The 16,793-nt window shown below is 64.2% G+C and carries 14 protein-coding genes; 3 read left to right on the top strand and 11 right to left on the bottom strand.

Annotated features, from left to right (window positions below; all coding sequences use genetic code 11):
- Positions 1-76 precede the first annotated feature (76 nt).
- Entirely contained in the window at positions 77-1,402 is a 1,326-nt protein-coding gene (locus AU381_RS20670) for an NAD(P)/FAD-dependent oxidoreductase (protein WP_064243606.1), read from the bottom strand.
- Between the two features lie 244 nt (positions 1,403-1,646).
- Between AU381_RS20670 and AU381_RS20665 the strand changes: the two genes are divergently transcribed.
- Positions 1,647-2,123, top strand: coding sequence for an Lrp/AsnC family transcriptional regulator (locus AU381_RS20665; protein ID WP_064243605.1), 477 nt, complete (start codon positions 1,647-1,649; stop codon positions 2,121-2,123).
- Positions 2,124-2,284: 161 nt separating this feature from the next.
- Here AU381_RS20665 and AU381_RS20660 read toward each other — a convergent pair whose 3' ends face one another.
- From AU381_RS20660 to AU381_RS20630, 7 genes are all read right to left on the bottom strand, one after another.
- Positions 2,285-3,946: an ABC transporter ATP-binding protein gene (locus AU381_RS20660; protein ID WP_064243604.1), complete on the bottom strand. Its 1,662-nt coding sequence runs from the start codon at positions 3,944-3,946 to the stop codon at positions 2,285-2,287.
- Positions 3,946-4,806 (bottom strand): ABC transporter permease, encoded by an 861-nt coding sequence (locus AU381_RS20655; protein WP_064243603.1) that lies wholly within the window; start codon positions 4,804-4,806, stop codon positions 3,946-3,948. Before AU381_RS20655 ends, AU381_RS20660 begins: the two co-directional genes overlap by 1 nt.
- Before the next feature lie 2 nt (positions 4,807-4,808).
- Positions 4,809-5,759 (bottom strand): ABC transporter permease, encoded by a 951-nt coding sequence (locus tag AU381_RS20650; protein ID WP_064243602.1) that lies wholly within the window; start codon positions 5,757-5,759, stop codon positions 4,809-4,811.
- 112 nt (positions 5,760-5,871) lie between these two features.
- A complete protein-coding gene (locus AU381_RS20645; RefSeq protein WP_064244165.1) occupies positions 5,872-7,482 on the bottom strand; it encodes an ABC transporter substrate-binding protein in 1,611 nt (536 codons plus the stop codon).
- An 80-nt stretch (positions 7,483-7,562) separates the two neighbouring features.
- Positions 7,563-8,279 (bottom strand): HAD-IA family hydrolase, encoded by a 717-nt coding sequence (locus tag AU381_RS20640; protein ID WP_064243601.1) that lies wholly within the window; start codon positions 8,277-8,279, stop codon positions 7,563-7,565.
- A 292-nt stretch (positions 8,280-8,571) separates the two neighbouring features.
- The gene (locus AU381_RS20635) at positions 8,572-9,945 is read right to left on the bottom strand and encodes an aspartate aminotransferase family protein (RefSeq protein ID WP_064243600.1); all 1,374 of its coding nucleotides are present in this window, start codon (positions 9,943-9,945) and stop codon (positions 8,572-8,574) included.
- Positions 9,946-9,958: 13 nt separating this feature from the next.
- On the bottom strand, positions 9,959-10,795 hold the full coding sequence (locus tag AU381_RS20630) for a GNAT family N-acetyltransferase (protein WP_064243599.1): 837 nt from the start codon (positions 10,793-10,795) through the stop codon (positions 9,959-9,961).
- Positions 10,796-11,117: 322 nt separating this feature from the next.
- Between AU381_RS20630 and AU381_RS20625 the strand changes: the two genes are divergently transcribed.
- A complete protein-coding gene (locus AU381_RS20625) occupies positions 11,118-11,786 on the top strand; it encodes a haloacid dehalogenase type II (RefSeq protein ID WP_064243598.1) in 669 nt (222 codons plus the stop codon).
- A 12-nt stretch (positions 11,787-11,798) separates the two neighbouring features.
- Entirely contained in the window at positions 11,799-13,076 is a 1,278-nt protein-coding gene (locus AU381_RS20620; protein WP_064243597.1) for an NAD(P)/FAD-dependent oxidoreductase, read from the top strand.
- An 81-nt stretch (positions 13,077-13,157) separates the two neighbouring features.
- On the opposite strand, the gene AU381_RS20615 is transcribed toward AU381_RS20620, so the two are convergent.
- The 3 genes from AU381_RS20615 to AU381_RS20605 all read right to left on the bottom strand — a co-directional run bounded on the left by AU381_RS20615 (position 13,158) and on the right by AU381_RS20605 (position 16,787).
- Positions 13,158-14,174, bottom strand: coding sequence for an aldo/keto reductase (locus AU381_RS20615; RefSeq protein WP_064244164.1), 1,017 nt, complete (start codon positions 14,172-14,174; stop codon positions 13,158-13,160).
- A 99-nt stretch (positions 14,175-14,273) separates the two neighbouring features.
- A complete protein-coding gene (locus tag AU381_RS20610) occupies positions 14,274-15,728 on the bottom strand; it encodes an NAD-dependent succinate-semialdehyde dehydrogenase (RefSeq protein WP_064243596.1) in 1,455 nt (484 codons plus the stop codon).
- Between the two features lie 15 nt (positions 15,729-15,743).
- Positions 15,744-16,787 carry a tartrate dehydrogenase gene (locus AU381_RS20605; RefSeq protein ID WP_064243595.1) on the bottom strand — a complete coding sequence of 348 codons (1,044 nt, stop codon included), beginning with the start codon at positions 16,785-16,787 and terminating at the stop codon, positions 15,744-15,746.
- Positions 16,788-16,793: the final 6 nt, after the last annotated feature.

Genomic DNA, 16,793 nt, shown 5'->3' with positions numbered 1-16,793 from the left:
GTGTGCGCGCGAGAATCTCACTTCCTCCCCGCAGGTCTCTCTCCACGCGGCTTGACGATTGTTGCCCGGCGCCGTGTCAGAAATCGGCGACCTTGCCCCAAGCCGAGCCGTTCAGCCGGTCGGGGTGGTAGGGTTTCGGATCGACGATCGGCGGTTCACCCGTCACGAGGTCCGCGACAAGGTGACCGGCGCCGGGGCCGATGCCGAAACCATGGCCGCTGAAGCCGGCGGCAAGCACCAGGCCGGGGAGCGAAGCGACCTCACCGATCGCCGGGACGCCGTCGGGCGTGCTGTCGATATAGCCAGCCCAGGCGGCGCTGACCGGCACTTTTTGAAGGGCAGGTAAAAGCGCCCGGGCGCGCTCCAATGTCAGCCGTATCTGCGCCTGGTCGGGGCGAGGATCGAGGATGCGGTTGAACTCCATTGGCGTCGGGCTGTCGAGCCGCCAGCGCTGAAGCGTTTCGTGGCCGGACTTCCAGCCTTCTATCCCGCCGGGAGCCAGGCTCCGCCAGCGTCGCGCGAACATCGGCACGAAATGCCGGGCGAAGCGCATCTGCTGCGGCGTCGGATCGACGCGGGCGCGGCCGCTGATCGCCAGCGTATAGCCGCCGTCGCTTCGCCGGGTCGCCGAGACTGCGGCCGTGTGCAGCGCCGCCGGCAAGCCCTCGGCCCCGGCCGCGACGGAGAGGATCGAGGCACGGATCGAGGCCTGCGGAAAGCGGATGCCGAGCTGCCGGCAGAAGGAGGAGGCCCAGGCGCCGCCGGAAAGCACCGCAATCCGGGTACGGATCGTGCCGGCTTCGGTGACGACGCCGCTGACGCGTCCCGCCTCAAGCTCGATGCCGCGGGCCGCGCACATCTGGTGTACGGTGCCGCCGAGCTTCATGATGGCGCGCGCGACCACCGGTGCGGCCCGTGAAGGGTCGGCGGTCCCGTCGGTCGGCGAAAAGACGCCGCCCTTCCAGCGGCGGCCGGTCGCGGCGCCTTTTTCAGTCGCCTGCACTCCGTCCAACATGTGCGTCGCCACCCCGACGCTGCGGGCGAAGTCGCCCCAGCGCGCCCAGCCGGCAAGCTCGGTTTCGTCATTGCTGAGATAGAGCAGGCCGCAGCGGCGAAAGCCGGTGTCCTCGCCGGTTTCTTCGGCAAACCTCTCCCAGAGCGACAGGCTCTTGGTTGCCATCGGCAGTTCGCGGGCGTCCCGGTTCTGTTGCCGGCACCAGCCCCAATTGCGACTGGACTGCTCGGCGCCGATCCGGCCCTTCTCGACGAGGGCGACCTTGAGGCCACGCCGTGCCAGATAGTAGGCGGCAAAAACCCCGACAATGCCGCCGCCGATGACGACGGCGTCGGCGCTCGCGGGCAAGGCGGGCGTCGTTTCGATGTGAAGAAGCGGGGCGGGCATCGACGTCTCCAATCTAACCGAGCGGCATTCTAGCCGTTGGGCGTTTGGGCGAGTGCCGCACTTTGCCCGTCTACAGCATATTCTTCGGTTCGCCGGGGGCTTGCCGGAGATTTATTCTGGGGCAAATTTCCTAAGCTTATCAGGGCATGCTGCGCCTGTTCCCGCTTGCCAGCTGCACCTGGCCGCATAAGATGCTGAGTAGCGCAGGTAGCCGCAACGCCGCCCAAAGAATTGGAGAGCGCCGATGAAACTCGACCGGATCGACATCAAGATCCTATACGAACTGCAGAAGAACGGCCGCATCACCAACGTCGAGCTCGCCGAACTGGTCAATCTCTCGCCGAGCCCTTGTCTGATGCGGGTGAAGAAGCTGCAGGCCGAGGGATATATCGGCGGCTATTCGGCGCAGATCAACATCGCCAAGCTGGGGCAAACCCTGACGGTCTTCACCGAGGTCACGCTCAAGAACCATCGGCAGATCGATTTCGCCCGTTTTCTCGCGGCCGTCGAGAAGGTCGACTCCGTCGTGGAATGCCACCTGGTTTCCGGTGGCTACGATTATCTCCTGAAGTTCGTCACCGGCGGCATCGTCGAATATCAGACGATCATGGAACGGCTGATCGATATGGATGTCGGCATCGACAAGTATTTCAGCTACGTCGTGCTGAAATCGCCGATCGTCAAATCGCACATGCCGCTGACCAGCCTGTTTCCGGTGTAAACTACTGTAGTTGTTCCTTGATTGCCCCTCTCCTCGGGTTAAACCAGAGGACTACCCCTCTCCCGTATTGACGGGGAGAGGGGACGAAGCTGGCGCCGCGAGTCTCCTTCGCCCCGCCTGCGGGGAGAAGGTGGCCGGCAGGCCGGATGAGGGGCATAAATTTACCCCGCCTTGCTGAACGCCCGCGCCAGCTCCGGCCGTTGGTCGAGGCCATCGAGCCAGCCGGTGTCGAGTTTCGGCACGGAGGCGAAGAGCAGCTTGGAATAGGGATGCTTCGCGCCGCTCGCGAGCTCGGACGAGGCGAGTTGCTCGACCTTTTCGCCGGCATACATGACGACGACCTCGTCGCAGATCGCCTGCACCGTCGACAGATCGTGGCTGATGAAGACATAGGAGAGGCCGAGCTCGCGCTGCAATTCCTTGAGGAGATCGATGATCGCGGCGGCGACGACGGTGTCGAGGGCCGAGGTGATCTCGTCGCAAAGGATGAGCTTCGGCTCGGCGGCGAGCGCCCGGGCGAAATTGACGCGCTGCTTCTGGCCGCCCGAGAGCTCCGATGGCCGCCGGTGGCGCAGGTTGCGCGGCAGGCGCACCATGTCGAGCAATTCGTCTATCCGGGCGATGCGAGCGCTGCTGCCCATGCCGTGATAGAAGGCGAGCGGCCGGTCGAGGATGTCCTCGATCGACTTTGCCGGGTTGAGCGCCGTATCGGCATATTGGAAGACGATCTGCATCTCGCGCAGCTGTTCGCGCGAGCGCTCACGGGCGCTGCGGCCGAGTTCGCGGCCCTCGAAATGGATACTGCCGTCGACCGCCGGCAGGATGCCGGCGATGGCGCGCGCAAGGGTCGACTTGCCGCAGCCGGATTCGCCGATGATGCCGAGATTGCGACCCTTCTCGACCGTGAGCGAGACCTGCTTGACGGCGCGCACCAGCGGCAATCCGTCGGCCTGCCGCGGCCCGTAGCCCGCGACGAGCGTGTCGATCTTCAACAGCGGCGCCGGCGCCGGCTCGGTTGGACCGGCAGTGCCGCGCGGCTTCGGCTCGAAGGCGTCGAGCAGTTCGCGCGTATAGGGGTGCTTGGCGTCATTGAGGATTTCGTCGGTAGTGCCGGTCTCCTGCATTTCGCCGCCCTTCAGGACGACGATGCGATCGGCGATCTGGGCGACGACGGCAAGGTCGTGCGAGACATAGACGCCGGAAATGCCGCCGGCCTTCATGACCGACTTGAAGGCGCGCAGCACCTCGATCTGGGTGGTTACGTCGAGCGCCGTGGTAGGTTCGTCGAAGATCACCAGCTTCGGGTCGCCGATAAGCGCCATGGCGGCGGCGAGGCGCTGCAACTGGCCGCCGGAAACCTGATGCGGATAGCGGGTGCCGATCGTTTCCGGCTGGGGCAGCGACAGTGCCCGGAAGAGATCGACCGCCTTGGCGCGCGCCCCGTCGGGCGACATCAGCTGATGAATGCGGGTGATCTCGATCACCTGGTCCATGATGGTGGCGGCCGGGTTGAAGGCGGCAGCGGCCGATTGCGGCACATAGGCAATTTCGGTGCCGCGGACGCGGGCGCGCTCCTTTTCGCCGAGCGCAACCATGTTCTTGCCGGCGACCGAAACGCTGCCGCCGGAAATGCGGCAGCCGGGGCGGGCGTAACCCATCAGAGTGAGCGCGATCGTCGTCTTGCCGGAGCCGCTCTCGCCGATCAGCGCGACGATCTCGCCGTCGGCAATGTCCAGGCTGATCCCCTTGATGATCTCGACCCGGCGCCCGGAATCGGTGGTGGCCTCGACCTTCAGGTCACGGATTTCAACGAGGTTTGCCATTATGCGCGGTCCCTGATTTTCTGCGGCAGGTTGTCGATCAAGAGGTTGACGCTGATCGTCAGGCTGGCGATCGCGAGCGAGGGGAACATGACTGCCGGCGCGCCGAAAGGCAGGCCGCCGATATTCTCGCGCACGAGCGCGCCCCAGTCGGCATAGGGCGGCTGAACGCCGAGACCGAGGAAGGAGAGGCCGGAGAGCAGGAGGACGATGAAGACGAAGCGGATGCCGAGGTCGGCGAGCACCGGCCCGACGATGTTCGGCAGGATCTCGGAGCGGATCAGGTACCACGTGCTTTCGCCGCGGATGCGGGCAACGGTGATGAAGTCCATCGCATTGATATTGACTGCGAGCGCCCGGGCGAAGCGGTATGCACCGGGAATGTAGATCACCGAGAGCGTCAGGATCAGCACCGGAATGGAGGAACCGACGGCGGCGACGACGACGAGGCCGAAGAGTTTGCTCGGGATCGAGTTGAGCGCGTCGAGGAAGCGGCTCAAGATCGTGTCGAGCCAGCCGCCGGCGACCGCTGCGATCATGCCGAGGACCACCCCCGAGAAGCAGGCGATCGTGACGGCCGCGAGCGAGATGCCGACCGTGTAGCGGGCGCCCATCAGGATCCGCGAAAGCATGTCGCGGCCGAGATAGTCCGAGCCCAGCCAGAAGTCGTGGCTCATCGGACCGAAGTAATCAAGGTCGACGATCTCACCGACCGGATACGGGATGATGAGCGGTGCGAAGACCGCGACAAGGGCCCAGGAAAGGATGACCGTGAGGCCGAGGATGCCGACGACGTTGAAGCGGTAGCCAAGCCGGTTTCCGGACTTCCGGACGGAGGTGGTCGATGTGCTCGTAGTGGTCATTGTCATCGAAGCCTCGGATTGGAAAGAATGGCGATGATGTCGGCGGTGGTGATCAACAGCAGGTAACCGAGACAGAAGATCATCGCGCAGCTTTGGATGAGCGGCAGGTCGCGGGTGGAAACCGCATCGACCATCAGCTTGGCGATGCCCGGATAGTTGAAGATCGTCTCGACGATGATGACGCCGCCAAGCAGATAGGAAAGCGAAAGCGCGACGGCATTGACGATCGGGCCCAGCGCATTCGGAAGCGCGTGGCGAAACACCATGCGCGGCCGGGAGGCGCCCTTCAACAGCGCCATCTCGACATAGGGCGTATTGAGCGTCTCGATAACCGCCGCCCGGGTCATGCGGATCATCTGGGCCGCGATGACGAAGGTGAGGGTGATCACCGGCATGGCGTAGATGCGCAGCATGTCGGAGAGGCTATGGACCTCATTGGCGAAGGAGAGCGCCGGCAGCCACTTGAGGTAAACGGCGAAGATCAGCACCGCGGAGGTCGCTATCATGAATTCCGGCACCGAGATGACGCCGATGGTCAGAACGGTGACGGCGCGGTCGTAGAGCGAACCGCGCAGCATCGCCGCGGTGATCCCGAGCGTGAGTGCGATCGGCACGGAAAAGAGCGCTGTGACGCCGGCAAGCTTCAGGGTATTTGCGAAGCGCCCACCGATCAGATCGGCGACCGGCATCTCATTGGCATAGGAGGTACCGAGGTCGCCCTGCAGGAGACCGACGATCCAGCGCAGGAACCGGAACAGCGCCGGCTCGTCCAGATGCATGGCCTTGCGCAGGCCTTCGACGGCCTCCGGCGTGGCGGCCTGGCCGAGCAGGATCGTCGCAGTGTCTCCGGGCAAGAGCGTCGTCGCGAAAAACACGGCGAAGGAGACGATCACCAGGGTGATCAGGGCGATGAGCAGCCGGCTCAGCACCAGCGATAGGACACGGTTGTTCACGCGCGCTTCCTTTCGGCATTCGAAACCACTTCAAACGAAGCGAAAAACCGGTCCGGGGACTGCCGTAGTCCCCTTGCAGAGAACCGCAGCATGCCCCCGGCCGATTACTTAATCAGGCTTCGAGCCAGACATACTCCGCGAAGGCATAACCCATTTGGCCGCCAAGCGGGTTGGGTTCCAGGCCCTTGAGCTTGGCGGTGGTCGCGTCGACGTTCGAGATATAGGCCGGGATGATGGTGCCGGCTTCGTTGGCGACCATCACCTGCATCTCGTTGTAGATCGACTTGCGCTTCTCCTGATCGAGCGAACCGCGCGCCTCGATCAGCATCTTGTCGAACTTCTCCGACTTGTACTGGCTCTCGTTCCACGGGGCTTCCGAAGTATAGAGCAGCGAAAACAGGATGTCAGGCGTCGGGCGCGGGTTGATATTGCCGAAGTGGACCGGCGCCTTCAGCCAGTAATTGTCCCAGTAGCCGTCTGCGGGAACGCGCTGAACGTCGAGCTTCAAGCCGATCTCGGCTGCGGCCGCCTGGATGATCATCGCCATGTCGATCGACGAGGTCGCGGCGTCGGAGGCGATCACCGGGATCGACTGTCCGAGGACGCCCGCCTTCTCCAAGTGGAACTTTGCCTTCTCGGGATCGAAGGCGCGCGGCTTCAGGTCCGCATTGTGATAGAAGTTGGCCGGAGAAACGGGCTGGTCGTTGCCCACTTCACCCAAGCCCCTGAGCGCCGACTTGACGATCTGTTCGCGGTTGACGAGGTACTTCATGCCCTCGATGAAGTCCCGGTTGTTGCCCGGCGCCATGTCGAGCCGCATGTTGAGGTTGGTGTAGTTGCCGGAGGTCGTCTTCGACAGCACGAAGCCGTCGCCCTGGCTCTCGACGAGGCGCATCGAGCGCGGATTGATCGAGGCGGCGAGGTGGATATCGCCCGACAGCAGTGCGTTGACGCGGGAGCTGTCGTCGCTGATCGCGAAGTACTCGAAGGAATCGACGTTCGGGCCGGACTTCCAGTAGTTCTTGTTCTTGATGCCGACCGAGCGCACCCCCGGCTCGAAGACTTCCCTGACGAAGGCGCCGGTGCCGTTGCCCTTGGAGAAGTCGGTCGTGCCGTCGGCGACGATCATGAAGTGATGCATCGACAGGATGGTCGGCAAATCGGCATTCGGATTGGCAAGCGTGATCTCGACGGTCTGCTTGTCGACCGCCTTGAAACCGGTCATCTGCGCGGCGATCTTGGCGACTTTCGAGCCGACCGACGGATCGAGGTGACGCTTCAGCGAGAAGATCACGTCCTCGGCGGTCAGCGGCTTGCCGTCATGGAAGGTGACGCCGCTTCTGAGCTTGACTGTCCAGGTCTTGGCGTCCTTGGACTCGATCGCTTCGGCAAGCTCCATCTGGGGCGTGCCGCCCTGGTCGAGGAAGGTGAGGCGATTGTAGAAGGAGCAGCAGCGTACATAGTCGGTGGAAAGCGAGGCTTTCGCCGGGTCTAGCGTATCGGCGGTGGAGGCCGACCACCCGGCGGCCTTCAGGGTGCCGCCGGCAACCGGCGTTGCGGCGACCGCCTTGCCGGCACGGCCGAGCACGAAGCCGCCGGCCGACATCGCGACGCCGCCGGCGAGCAGCATCTGCAGAAGCTCGCGGCGGGTGGCGCCGCGGCGAATGGCGTTCTCGACGACCGCGTCGTCTTTTCTGGTCCAGTTGGTGATCTTGTCGTTCATGACGTTCCCCATTCGTTGGTGGTTGCTTCGATCGCCCCGTCTTTTTTGCGCGGGGTTCAATGGAATGATCCGCCTCCCGTTCAGGCGGCCTTGCTTTGCTCCACGGCGTCGGCAAGTTCCGCCATCGCGGTGAAATGGAAATCCGGCTTGGTGAATTCGGCGGGCTCGATCGTGCCGCCGTAACCCTTCTGGGCGTGACGGCGCTCGATCCAGCAATTGGTGAGCCCGAGTTTCCGCGAGATGCCGATGTCGTGATACTGGCTCTGGGCGACGTGCAGGATGTCGTCCTTCGAATTTCCTTCCGAAGCGACGAAATCGAAGACCTTTTCGAAGAAGGCCGGATCGGGCTTTTCGGTGCCGGTGTCGTCGGCGGTGAAGGCGGCGTAGAAGGGATTGCCGAGCTCGCGTGAAAAATGCTCGAAGGCCCAGCGCCGGGCATTCGTCATGGCGATCAGGCGATAACGCTTGGCAAGCCGGGCGAGCGCCTCGGCGCTGTCGGGAAAGCCTTTCCAGCTTTTCGCAGAGTCGCGCAGCCGTTCGCCGTATTTCGCTTCGGCGGGAAGCCCGAGCTTCGGGGCGATCGCCAGATAGACGCGCACCAGATCATCCGGGAAGAGGTCGGCATCGGGAGAATAGCGCGCCGCGCGGTAGAGCTTCAGCGCCTCCTCGCCGTCGACCGCCAGGCCCGCCTCCTCGGCGATGCCGGCGAGACAATCCTTGATGCCGCCTTCGAAATCTATCAGCGTGCCGACAACGTCGAAGGTGAGATATTTGAAATCCGCGAAGGTCTTTGCCAAGTCTCTATTCCTCGATTAGGCGCGGCGGTTTTGCTCGCGCTAGGCTTGCCTGCAGAAGAAAATGCTGTCCTCACCTGGCCGACAGAGAGTGCGATAGGTCCGGGAAATTCGGCATTCCCGGCATTCCCACCGCCTTAGCCCATCCAGTTTGGCAGTATCGGTTCGCCGAAGTCTCTGAATGGGAGAAGGATGGCGGCACAAAATTCCGAATATGCGGGGAAAGCGGTATATCTCCTTGCCGTTTGCCAAACCGCGACGGAGGACCCGTCGCGGCCTGGAAAGCCGCCTCGTTTCAGGCGAGGGCCGCGCGAATGTCGGGGTCCTCCAGGGTCTCATCTAGCGTCATCCGGGTGCGTTCGACGATCGCGTCGATTTCGTCTTCCGTGCAGCAGAGCGGCGGCGCATAGCCCAGCACGCCGTTGCCGAAGGCGCGGATCACCAGGCCGTTGTCCCAGGCACGGTCGAAGATACGGCGCGACGGTTCGGCGGCGGCCGGCAGCGGCGTCTTGCGCACTTTGTCGACGACCAGCTCGATCGCCGCCAGCATGCCGCGTCCGCGCACGTCGCCGACCAGTGGATGGTCGCCGAGGCCCTGCAAACCGGCCATCAATCGCTTACCGGCCTTGATGCCGTTTTCCAGAAGTCCGTTCTCGTAGAGCCTCAGCACTTCCAGTCCGACCGCGGCGCTGACCGGATGGGCGGAATAGGTGTAGCCGTGGCCGACCGCGGACGTACCGGCGCCGTCGGCGATCGTGTCGTAGACCCTGTCCGACAGGAACACCGCGCCCATCGGCACGTAGCCGGATGTCAGTCCCTTGGCCGTCGTCATCAGGTCGGGAACGATGTCCTCATCGGTACAGGCAAATAGCGGCCCGGTGCGGCCGAAGCCGGTGATCACCTCGTCGGCGACGAACAGGATGTCGAGCTCGCGGCAAAGGTCGCGCATTGCCCTCATCCAGCCCGGCGGTGGCACGAGCACGCCGCCCGAGCCCTGGATCGGCTCGACATAGAAGGCCGCCACCCTCTCGGCGCCGAGCTCCTCGACCTTGGCACGCAGCGCCGCGACCGAGGCGGCGATGATCGCGGCCGGCTCGCTGCCGGCGGGGTTGCGATAGCTGTAGTGCGAGGGAATCTTGTGCTGCCAGTCGAGCGGGATGCCGAAGCCCGCATGGAAGGCGGGGAGAGCCGTCAGGCCGGCACCGACGGTCGAGGAACCGTGATAGCCCTGCTCGACCGAGATGAACTGGTCCTTCTCAGGCCGCCCTTGCGCATTGTAGTAGTAGCGGATGAAACGGATCGTGCTGTCGACGGCATCCGACCCGCCCAGCGTGAAGTAGACGTGATTGAGATCGCCCGGCGCCCGCTCCGCCAATTCGGCCGCGAACCGGATGGCCGGTTCGGAGCCGAGGCCGAAATAGCCGGTGGCATAGGGCAGCTCGTGCATCTGCCGGGCCGCCGCCTCGACGATACTGTCATGGCCGTAGCCTGCATTGACGCACCACAGGCCGGCAAAGCCGTCGATCATCGTGTGCCCCGAGGCGTCGGTGACCGTCGCGCCCTTGGCCGACTTCAGGACGCGCACGCCGGTCCGCTCATGGCTGCGATAGGAGGCGACCGGGTGGACCAGATGGGCGCGATCGAGTTCGATGAGGGAATTGCTGTACATCAAGATCTCCAGATCAGCCGAGCGCCTGGTTGGCGAGGGCGAAGGTGGTGGCCGCGCGATCGGCGGCGCGGCGAATGGACGGCCTTTCCATGGCGACCCCGCCGCCGACATGGCTAAGCCCCTGGTCGGCAAGCCAGGGGGAGAGGCCGGTATCGGCCGTGGTATCGACCCTGACGAATTGGCCGCTGCGCCTCGCGATGAAGTGGACGACGAGCGCCTTGGCATCGTCGACATTTGCGGCAACGACGGGCCCGATAACTTCGCCACGGCCGAAGGCACGCAGAGCGGCGTAACCGGCGACGCGGCCGTTGCGACGGATAACCGCGAACTCGCCGACCTCGGCGAGATAGGCGATCAGTTCCCGGCGATCGGCACCGAAGGCGACGCAGTCGAGAGCGGCGATCGCCGCAATATCGTCTGCGGTCGCCGTCGCGGTTTCAGCGGGTGCGGCCATGTCTCTCGCGATGCCCTGGTGCTGCAGCACGGCAGCGGTTTCGCGAAAGCCGAGTTTTTCATAAAGCGGCAGGCCGTCCATCGTCGCCACGAGCCGGAGCGGGCGGTCGCCGGCGATCCGCAAGGCGGCATCCATCAGCCCGCGCCCCAGGCCACGGCCTCGCATCGTCGCGTCGACGATCACCATGTTGATGGTGGCGCAGTCGTTCTTATAGGCGGTCACCAAAGTGGTTCCGACGACCCGGCCGGCCTCGAGCGCGACGACGCCTTGGCTCAGCGCCAGCGCCATCTGCCAGTCTTCCAGGCGGTGCGGCCAGGCCGCCTGCCTGGAGAGGCTGACGGCGCTCTCCAGATGCTCGGGGCCAAAGGTCGCAAGTTCGATCTGACTTAACTGCATGGAAGGGTCCTTGATTTCCTGCAGTAAGTGTTAAGGAATGACGACCGGCAGATCGTCCGAAGGCGGCAGCCGGGGCGGTATCTTATACCTTTACGTGAGCGGGTCGCCGCATCTTATGCCGGCAGGGCGGCGGCGAAGGGGGCCGGAGACGGGAAGAGTCCGCAGCCGCCGGTCAAGAGCACACAACCATGTGCCAAAGCCAGCCGCGGATACGGTACAATCTGCTTCGATCCACGCCAAATCACGCAGGCCGAGGGCCGGGCGCTTGCCTATGATCCTTCTCAGACATTCCGGATCGCGTCATTGAAGAGGAGAAATGAGCATGGCGAGCTTCCGTCCGAAATACATCACCTTCGACTGCTACGGCACATTGACCAATTTCCAGATGGCCGAAGCGGCGCGCGACCTTTACGGCGAGCAGCTCGATGAGCCGCGCATGCAGGAGTTCATCAAGAATTTCGCCGCCTATCGCCTCGACGAGATCCTGGGCGACTGGAAGCCCTATGCCGAGGTGGTTCACAATTCCCTGGAGCGCACCTGCAAGCGCAACGGCATAAAATTCCGCGACGAGGCCGCCCGCGTGGTCTATGAACGCGTGCCGACCTGGGGCCCGCATGCCGACGTGCCGGCCGGGCTTGCCAAGGTCGCCAGGGAGATCCCGCTCGTCATCCTGTCGAACGCGATGAATTCGCAGATCATGTCGAATGTCGAGAAGCTCGGCGCCCCCTTCCACGCGGTCTACACGGCCGAGCAGGCGCAGGCCTACAAGCCGCGCTTCAAGGCTTTCGAATACATGCTCGACATGCTGGGCTGCGGCCCGGAGGACATTCTCCACTGCTCGTCCTCGTTCCGTTACGACCTGATGTCGGCGCACGATCTCGGCATCAAGAACAAGGTCTGGGTCAATCGCGGCCACGAGCCGGCAAATCCCTACTATGGCTATACGGAGATCAAGGATATTTCCGGCCTGCCTGGTGTCGTCGGGCTCTGACGGGAGATTAACATGCAGTTCAAGTCCTACTGGCACGATACGGCCCGCCCCTTTGAGAGGGGCAGCCGCGCACCGGTCGAGGGGCACTATGACGTCGCCGTCATCGGCGGCGGCTTCACGGGCCTCGGGGCTGCACGCCAGCTTGCGTTGGCCGGTGCGAAAGTGATGGTGCTGGAGGCGGGCGCGGTCGGCTCCGGTGCTTCCGGCCGCAATGGCGGCCATCTCAACAACGGCATCGCCCACAGCTTCGTCGCCGCCAAGGCGGAACTCGGGGCCGAGCGGGCTGCAGCGCTCTACCGTGCCTATGACGCCTCCGTCGACACGATTGAGAGGATTGCCTCGGAGGAGGGTATCGACTGCAGCTTCCGGCGGGCCGGCAAGCTGAAACTCGCGTCGAAACCGGCGCATTTCGACGCGATCGCCCGGAACTTCGAGGTTGTGAATCGCGAGGTCGACCCGGATACGGCGCTTCTGACGAGAAACGACCTGAAGGACGAAGTCGGCGCGGCCTGCTTCCATGGTGCGATGCTTTCGAAGAAGAGCGCCATGATGCATATGGGCCGCTTCGTCGTCGGCCTTGCCGAGGCGGCCGTCCGCCACGGCGCGATCGTCGTCGAGAACGCGCCGGTGACGGGCCGGCGCATTCTAGGCGGTAAGCAGGAATTGACGACGCCGCGCGGCAGCGTGACGGCGGATACGGTACTGCTGGCAACGGGCGCCTACACCACCGGCGCCTTCGGCTATTTCCGCCGCCGCATCGTTCCGGTGGGCAGCTTCATCATCGCGACGCGGCCGCTGACGGAGGCCGAGGTCGCCGCCACCATGCCCGGCAACCGCACCTGCGTGACCTCTCTCAACATCGGCAACTATTTCCGCCTGTCGCCCGACAACCGCCTGATCTTCGGCGGCCGGGCGCGATTTTCGGCGACATCGGACCAGCGCTCCGACGAAAAAAGCGGCGCTATCCTGCGCGCCAGCCTCGCCGAGATCTTCCCCCATCTCGCCAAGGTCGAGATCGACTATTGCTGGGGCGGCCTCGTCGACATGACCAAGGACCGCTTTCCCCGGGCGGGCTTCACGGACGGGCTCTGGTACGCCATGGGCTATTCCGGGCACGGCGCGCAGATGTCGACGCATATGGGGATGCTGATCGCCGACGCGATTCTCGGCAAGGCGGATCGCAATCCGGTCAAGGATCTCGCCTGGCCGGCGGTGCCCGGACATTTCGGCAAGCCGTGGTTCCTGCCGCTGGTCGGCATGTACTACAAGATGCTGGACAGGGTGCAGTAAGCGGAGTGATGCCGGACTCGGCAAGCCCGGCACGCTGAGGCGGCAATACCACATTCGCCTGAACGCCGGAATGAAGGGCTGTCAGTTCTGCTCGATCCCGCGACCGAGAAGCTCACCGATTTCCGCCATTGTTGCAGCCGGCAGCGGCCCCATCTCCAAAGCGCCGAGGTTTTCGCGCACCTGCGCCTCCGTCTTGAAGCCAGGTATGGGGAAGGTACCAGGGGAACGGGCGAGGGTCCAGCCGAGCGCCCCTTGTGCCAGGGTCCTGCCGCCCGTTTGAAGGAGCTCCCGGATCTGCGCGAGGCGCTGGAGATAGTCTGCTCGTGCCTTGCCGTCCTCGAAGAACCGTACCCAGCTATGGCCGGCGGCGCGGACGTCGTTTTGCGGCAGGCGCATGTCCGGGCCAAATTTTCCCGTCAGGAACCCCATTGCCAGCGGAGACCTGTTCAGGCTGGCGAGATCGTTGGCCTCGCACATGGTCAGCATGTCGGGGCCGTCCACGAAGACGTTCAGTTCCTGTTGCACGGCGACGAAATGCGGGAACTTCACCATCCTCTTCGCGGCGGCAGCGTTGTCCGTGCTCCAGCCCCAGAACCGAATGGCACCCCTTTCCGCGAGTTTTTCCAGCATCTCGCCGGCCGCATCCGCCTGATCATCCGAAAGCTCCCCGACATGGATTTGGTAAAGATCGATATAGTCGGTACCCAGGCGCTGAAGCGATGCCGCACAGGCCTCCTCGACATAGGCGGGGCTGACATCGGTGCTGACAAGAGCGCGGGCGGCACGCTCGTAGGTATATCCGAACTTGGTTGCGATGATTGCGTCGCCTCTTCGTCCTTTCAAGGCTCGGCCAATCACCTCCTCACTGTGCCCGGTTCCATAGGCATCGGCCGTGTCGATCAGCGATGCGCCCATGTCGAGGCCAAGACGGATGGCGCGGATCGACTGTTCGTCGTCCACATCGCCCCACCCGTCCGGTTTTCCATTGAGGGTGAAGTAGCCTCCAATCGCCCAGCATCCCAGACCTATCGATCCGGCGGAGAGGCCTGAGCGTCCCAATGATCTATGGCTGACGGCGGAGATGTCGATGGCAAGCATGGCGTTCCCTTCCGTTGTGAAGCGATGCCGCAACATGCCACCGGATCTCGGGCGATCAGAAGCTTCGATTCCGCAGGTTGTTTTTCAGAAATGAAAAACCTACAGCCCGCCGATGTGGAAGCTCTTCATTTCGAGGTACTCTTCAATGCCGACCTGCGCGCCCTCGCGGCCGAGGCCGGATTGCTTGACGCCGCCGAAGGGCGCGACTTCAGTAGAGATGGCGCCGGTATTGAGGCCGACCATGCCGAATTCCAAGGCTTCGCCGACGCGCCAGGAGCGCTTTAGGCTTTCGGTGTAGAAATAGGCGGCGAGGCCGAAAGGCGTGCCGTTGGCGATGGCGATCGCCTCCTCCTCCGTTTCGAAGCGGAAAAGCGGAGCGACGGGGCCGAAGGTCTCCTCGCTGGCGAGCAGCATGTCGGTGGTGGCGCCGGTAAGCACGATGGGGGCGGTGTACTGCTTGCCTTCCGACACCGATCTGCCGCGCGCGGCGATCTTCGCGCCCTTGGCAAGTGCGTCCTCGACATGACGGTTGATCTTCTCGATCGCTGCCTGGTTGATCATCGGCCCGATCGCAATGCCTGTTTCCGTGCCTGGACCAACCTTCATGGCGTTGACGCGCGCGCCGAGCTTCTCGGCGAATGCATCATAGACGCCCGATTGCACCAGGATCCGGTTGGCGCAGACGCAGGTCTGCCCGCCATTGCGGAACTTCGAGGCGATCGCGCCTTCCACCGCGAGGTCGAGATCGGCATCGTCGAAGACGATGAAAGGGGCGTTGCCGCCGAGTTCGAGGGAGAGCCGCTTCACGCTGTCGGCAGCGCCGCGCATCAGCAGAGAACCGACCCGGGTCGAGCCGGTGAAGGAGATCTTGCGCACCGTCTCGTTGGCCATGAGCTCGTTGCCGATCGCCGCGGGCATGCCGGTGACGATGTTGACGACGCCGGCCGGAATGCCAGCGCGCTCCGCGAGCACGCCAAGAGCGAGCGCCGAAAAGGGCGTGAATTCCGAGGGCTTGATCACCACGGTGCAGCCGGCGGCGAGCGCCGGAGCGACCTTGCGGGTGATCATCGCATTCGGGAAGTTCCAAGGCGTGACGATGGCGCAGACGCCGACCGCTTCCTTGAGCACGACAATGCGGCGGTCCGGCGTCGGCGAGGGGATCGTATGGCCGCCGATGCGCCGGGCCTCCTCGGCGAACCATTTCACGAAGGCGGCGCCATAGCGGATCTCGCCGCGCGCTTCGTCGAGCGGCTTGCCCTGCTCGAGGGTCAGGATCAGCGCCAGATCCTCGAGATTCTCGATCATCAGCGCGTGCCAGCGTTCGAGCAGCGCGGCACGCTCGGCATGCGTCTTCTTCTTCCACGGTCCGAAAGCGGCTTGGGCAGCCTCGATCGCGGCGCGGGTCTCGTCAGTTCCCATGTCCGGAACCGTGCCGAGGACTTCCTGAGCCGCGGGGTCGATGACCTCGACGACGTCTCCGGAGGCTGCGCCGATCCATGCACCGTTGATCAGGCCGGCTTTGCAAAAAAGTTCCTTGTCGTTCAACTTCAGCATGTCGTTCCCCTGTGATCAGTCGAGCGCGGCAAGAACCGCGGCTGTGATGGTTTCCGTTCTGTCCTTGCCGGGCACGGTGCCGATGCCGGCAGATGTCGCGGCGGCGATCGCCGCCATGATCACTTCCGCCGCGCCCGCCTCGCCGAGATGGTCGAGCATCATCGCCGCCGACCAGATCGCGGCGATCGGGTTGGCGATGCCGAGATGGGCGATGTCCGGCGCCGAGCCGTGCACCGGCTCGAACATCGACGGAGCGCTGCGATCGGGATTGATGTTGGCGGAGGCCGCAAAGCCGAGGCCGCCCTGAATGGCGGCGCCAAGGTCGGTCAGGATGTCGCCGAAAAGATTGGAGGCGACGACGACGTCGAGGCTTTCCGGCGCCATGACCATGCGGGCCGCCATCGCGTCGATGTGATAGCTGCTGACGGCCACGTCCGGATATTCGCCGGCAAGCCGTTCGGTGATCTCGTCCCAGAAGACCATGGAATATTTCTGGGCGTTCGACTTCGTCACCGAGGCGAGCTTGCCGCGGCGGGCGCGGGCCTGTTCGAAGCCGAAACGCAGGATGCGCTCGACGCCTGCCCGGGTGAAGATCGACGTCTCGACGGCAACTTCGTCGATCGTGCCCTGATGGACGCGGCCGCCGGCGCCTGAATATTCACCCTCGGTGTTCTCGCGGATGCAGAGAATGTCGAAACCGCGTGCCTTCAGCGGACCTTCGACGCCGGGGAGCAGCCGATGCGGACGGATATTGGCGTACTGGACGAAAGCCTTGCGGATCGGCAGGAGCAGGCCGTGCAGCGAAACCGAGTCGGGAACCTCGGCCGGCCAGCCGACCGCGCCGAGCAGGATTGCGTCGAAGGCGCGGAGCGTCTCGATGCCGTCGGCCGGCATCATCGCGCCTGTCTCCTTGTAATATTCGCAAGACCAGGGAAAGGTCGTGGACTTCAGTTCGAAGCCTGCGTGCCTGGAGACCTTCTCCAGCACCTGCCAGGCGGGCGCCGTGACGTCCTTGCCGATGCCATCGCCGGGTATCAGCGCGATCGAATAGGTTTTCATGTTCGT

The sequence above is a fragment of the Sinorhizobium glycinis genome (assembly GCF_001651865.1).
GTDB lineage: Bacteria > Pseudomonadota > Alphaproteobacteria > Rhizobiales > Rhizobiaceae > Sinorhizobium > Sinorhizobium glycinis.
This window is presented reverse-complemented; position numbering and strand designations above follow the sequence as displayed.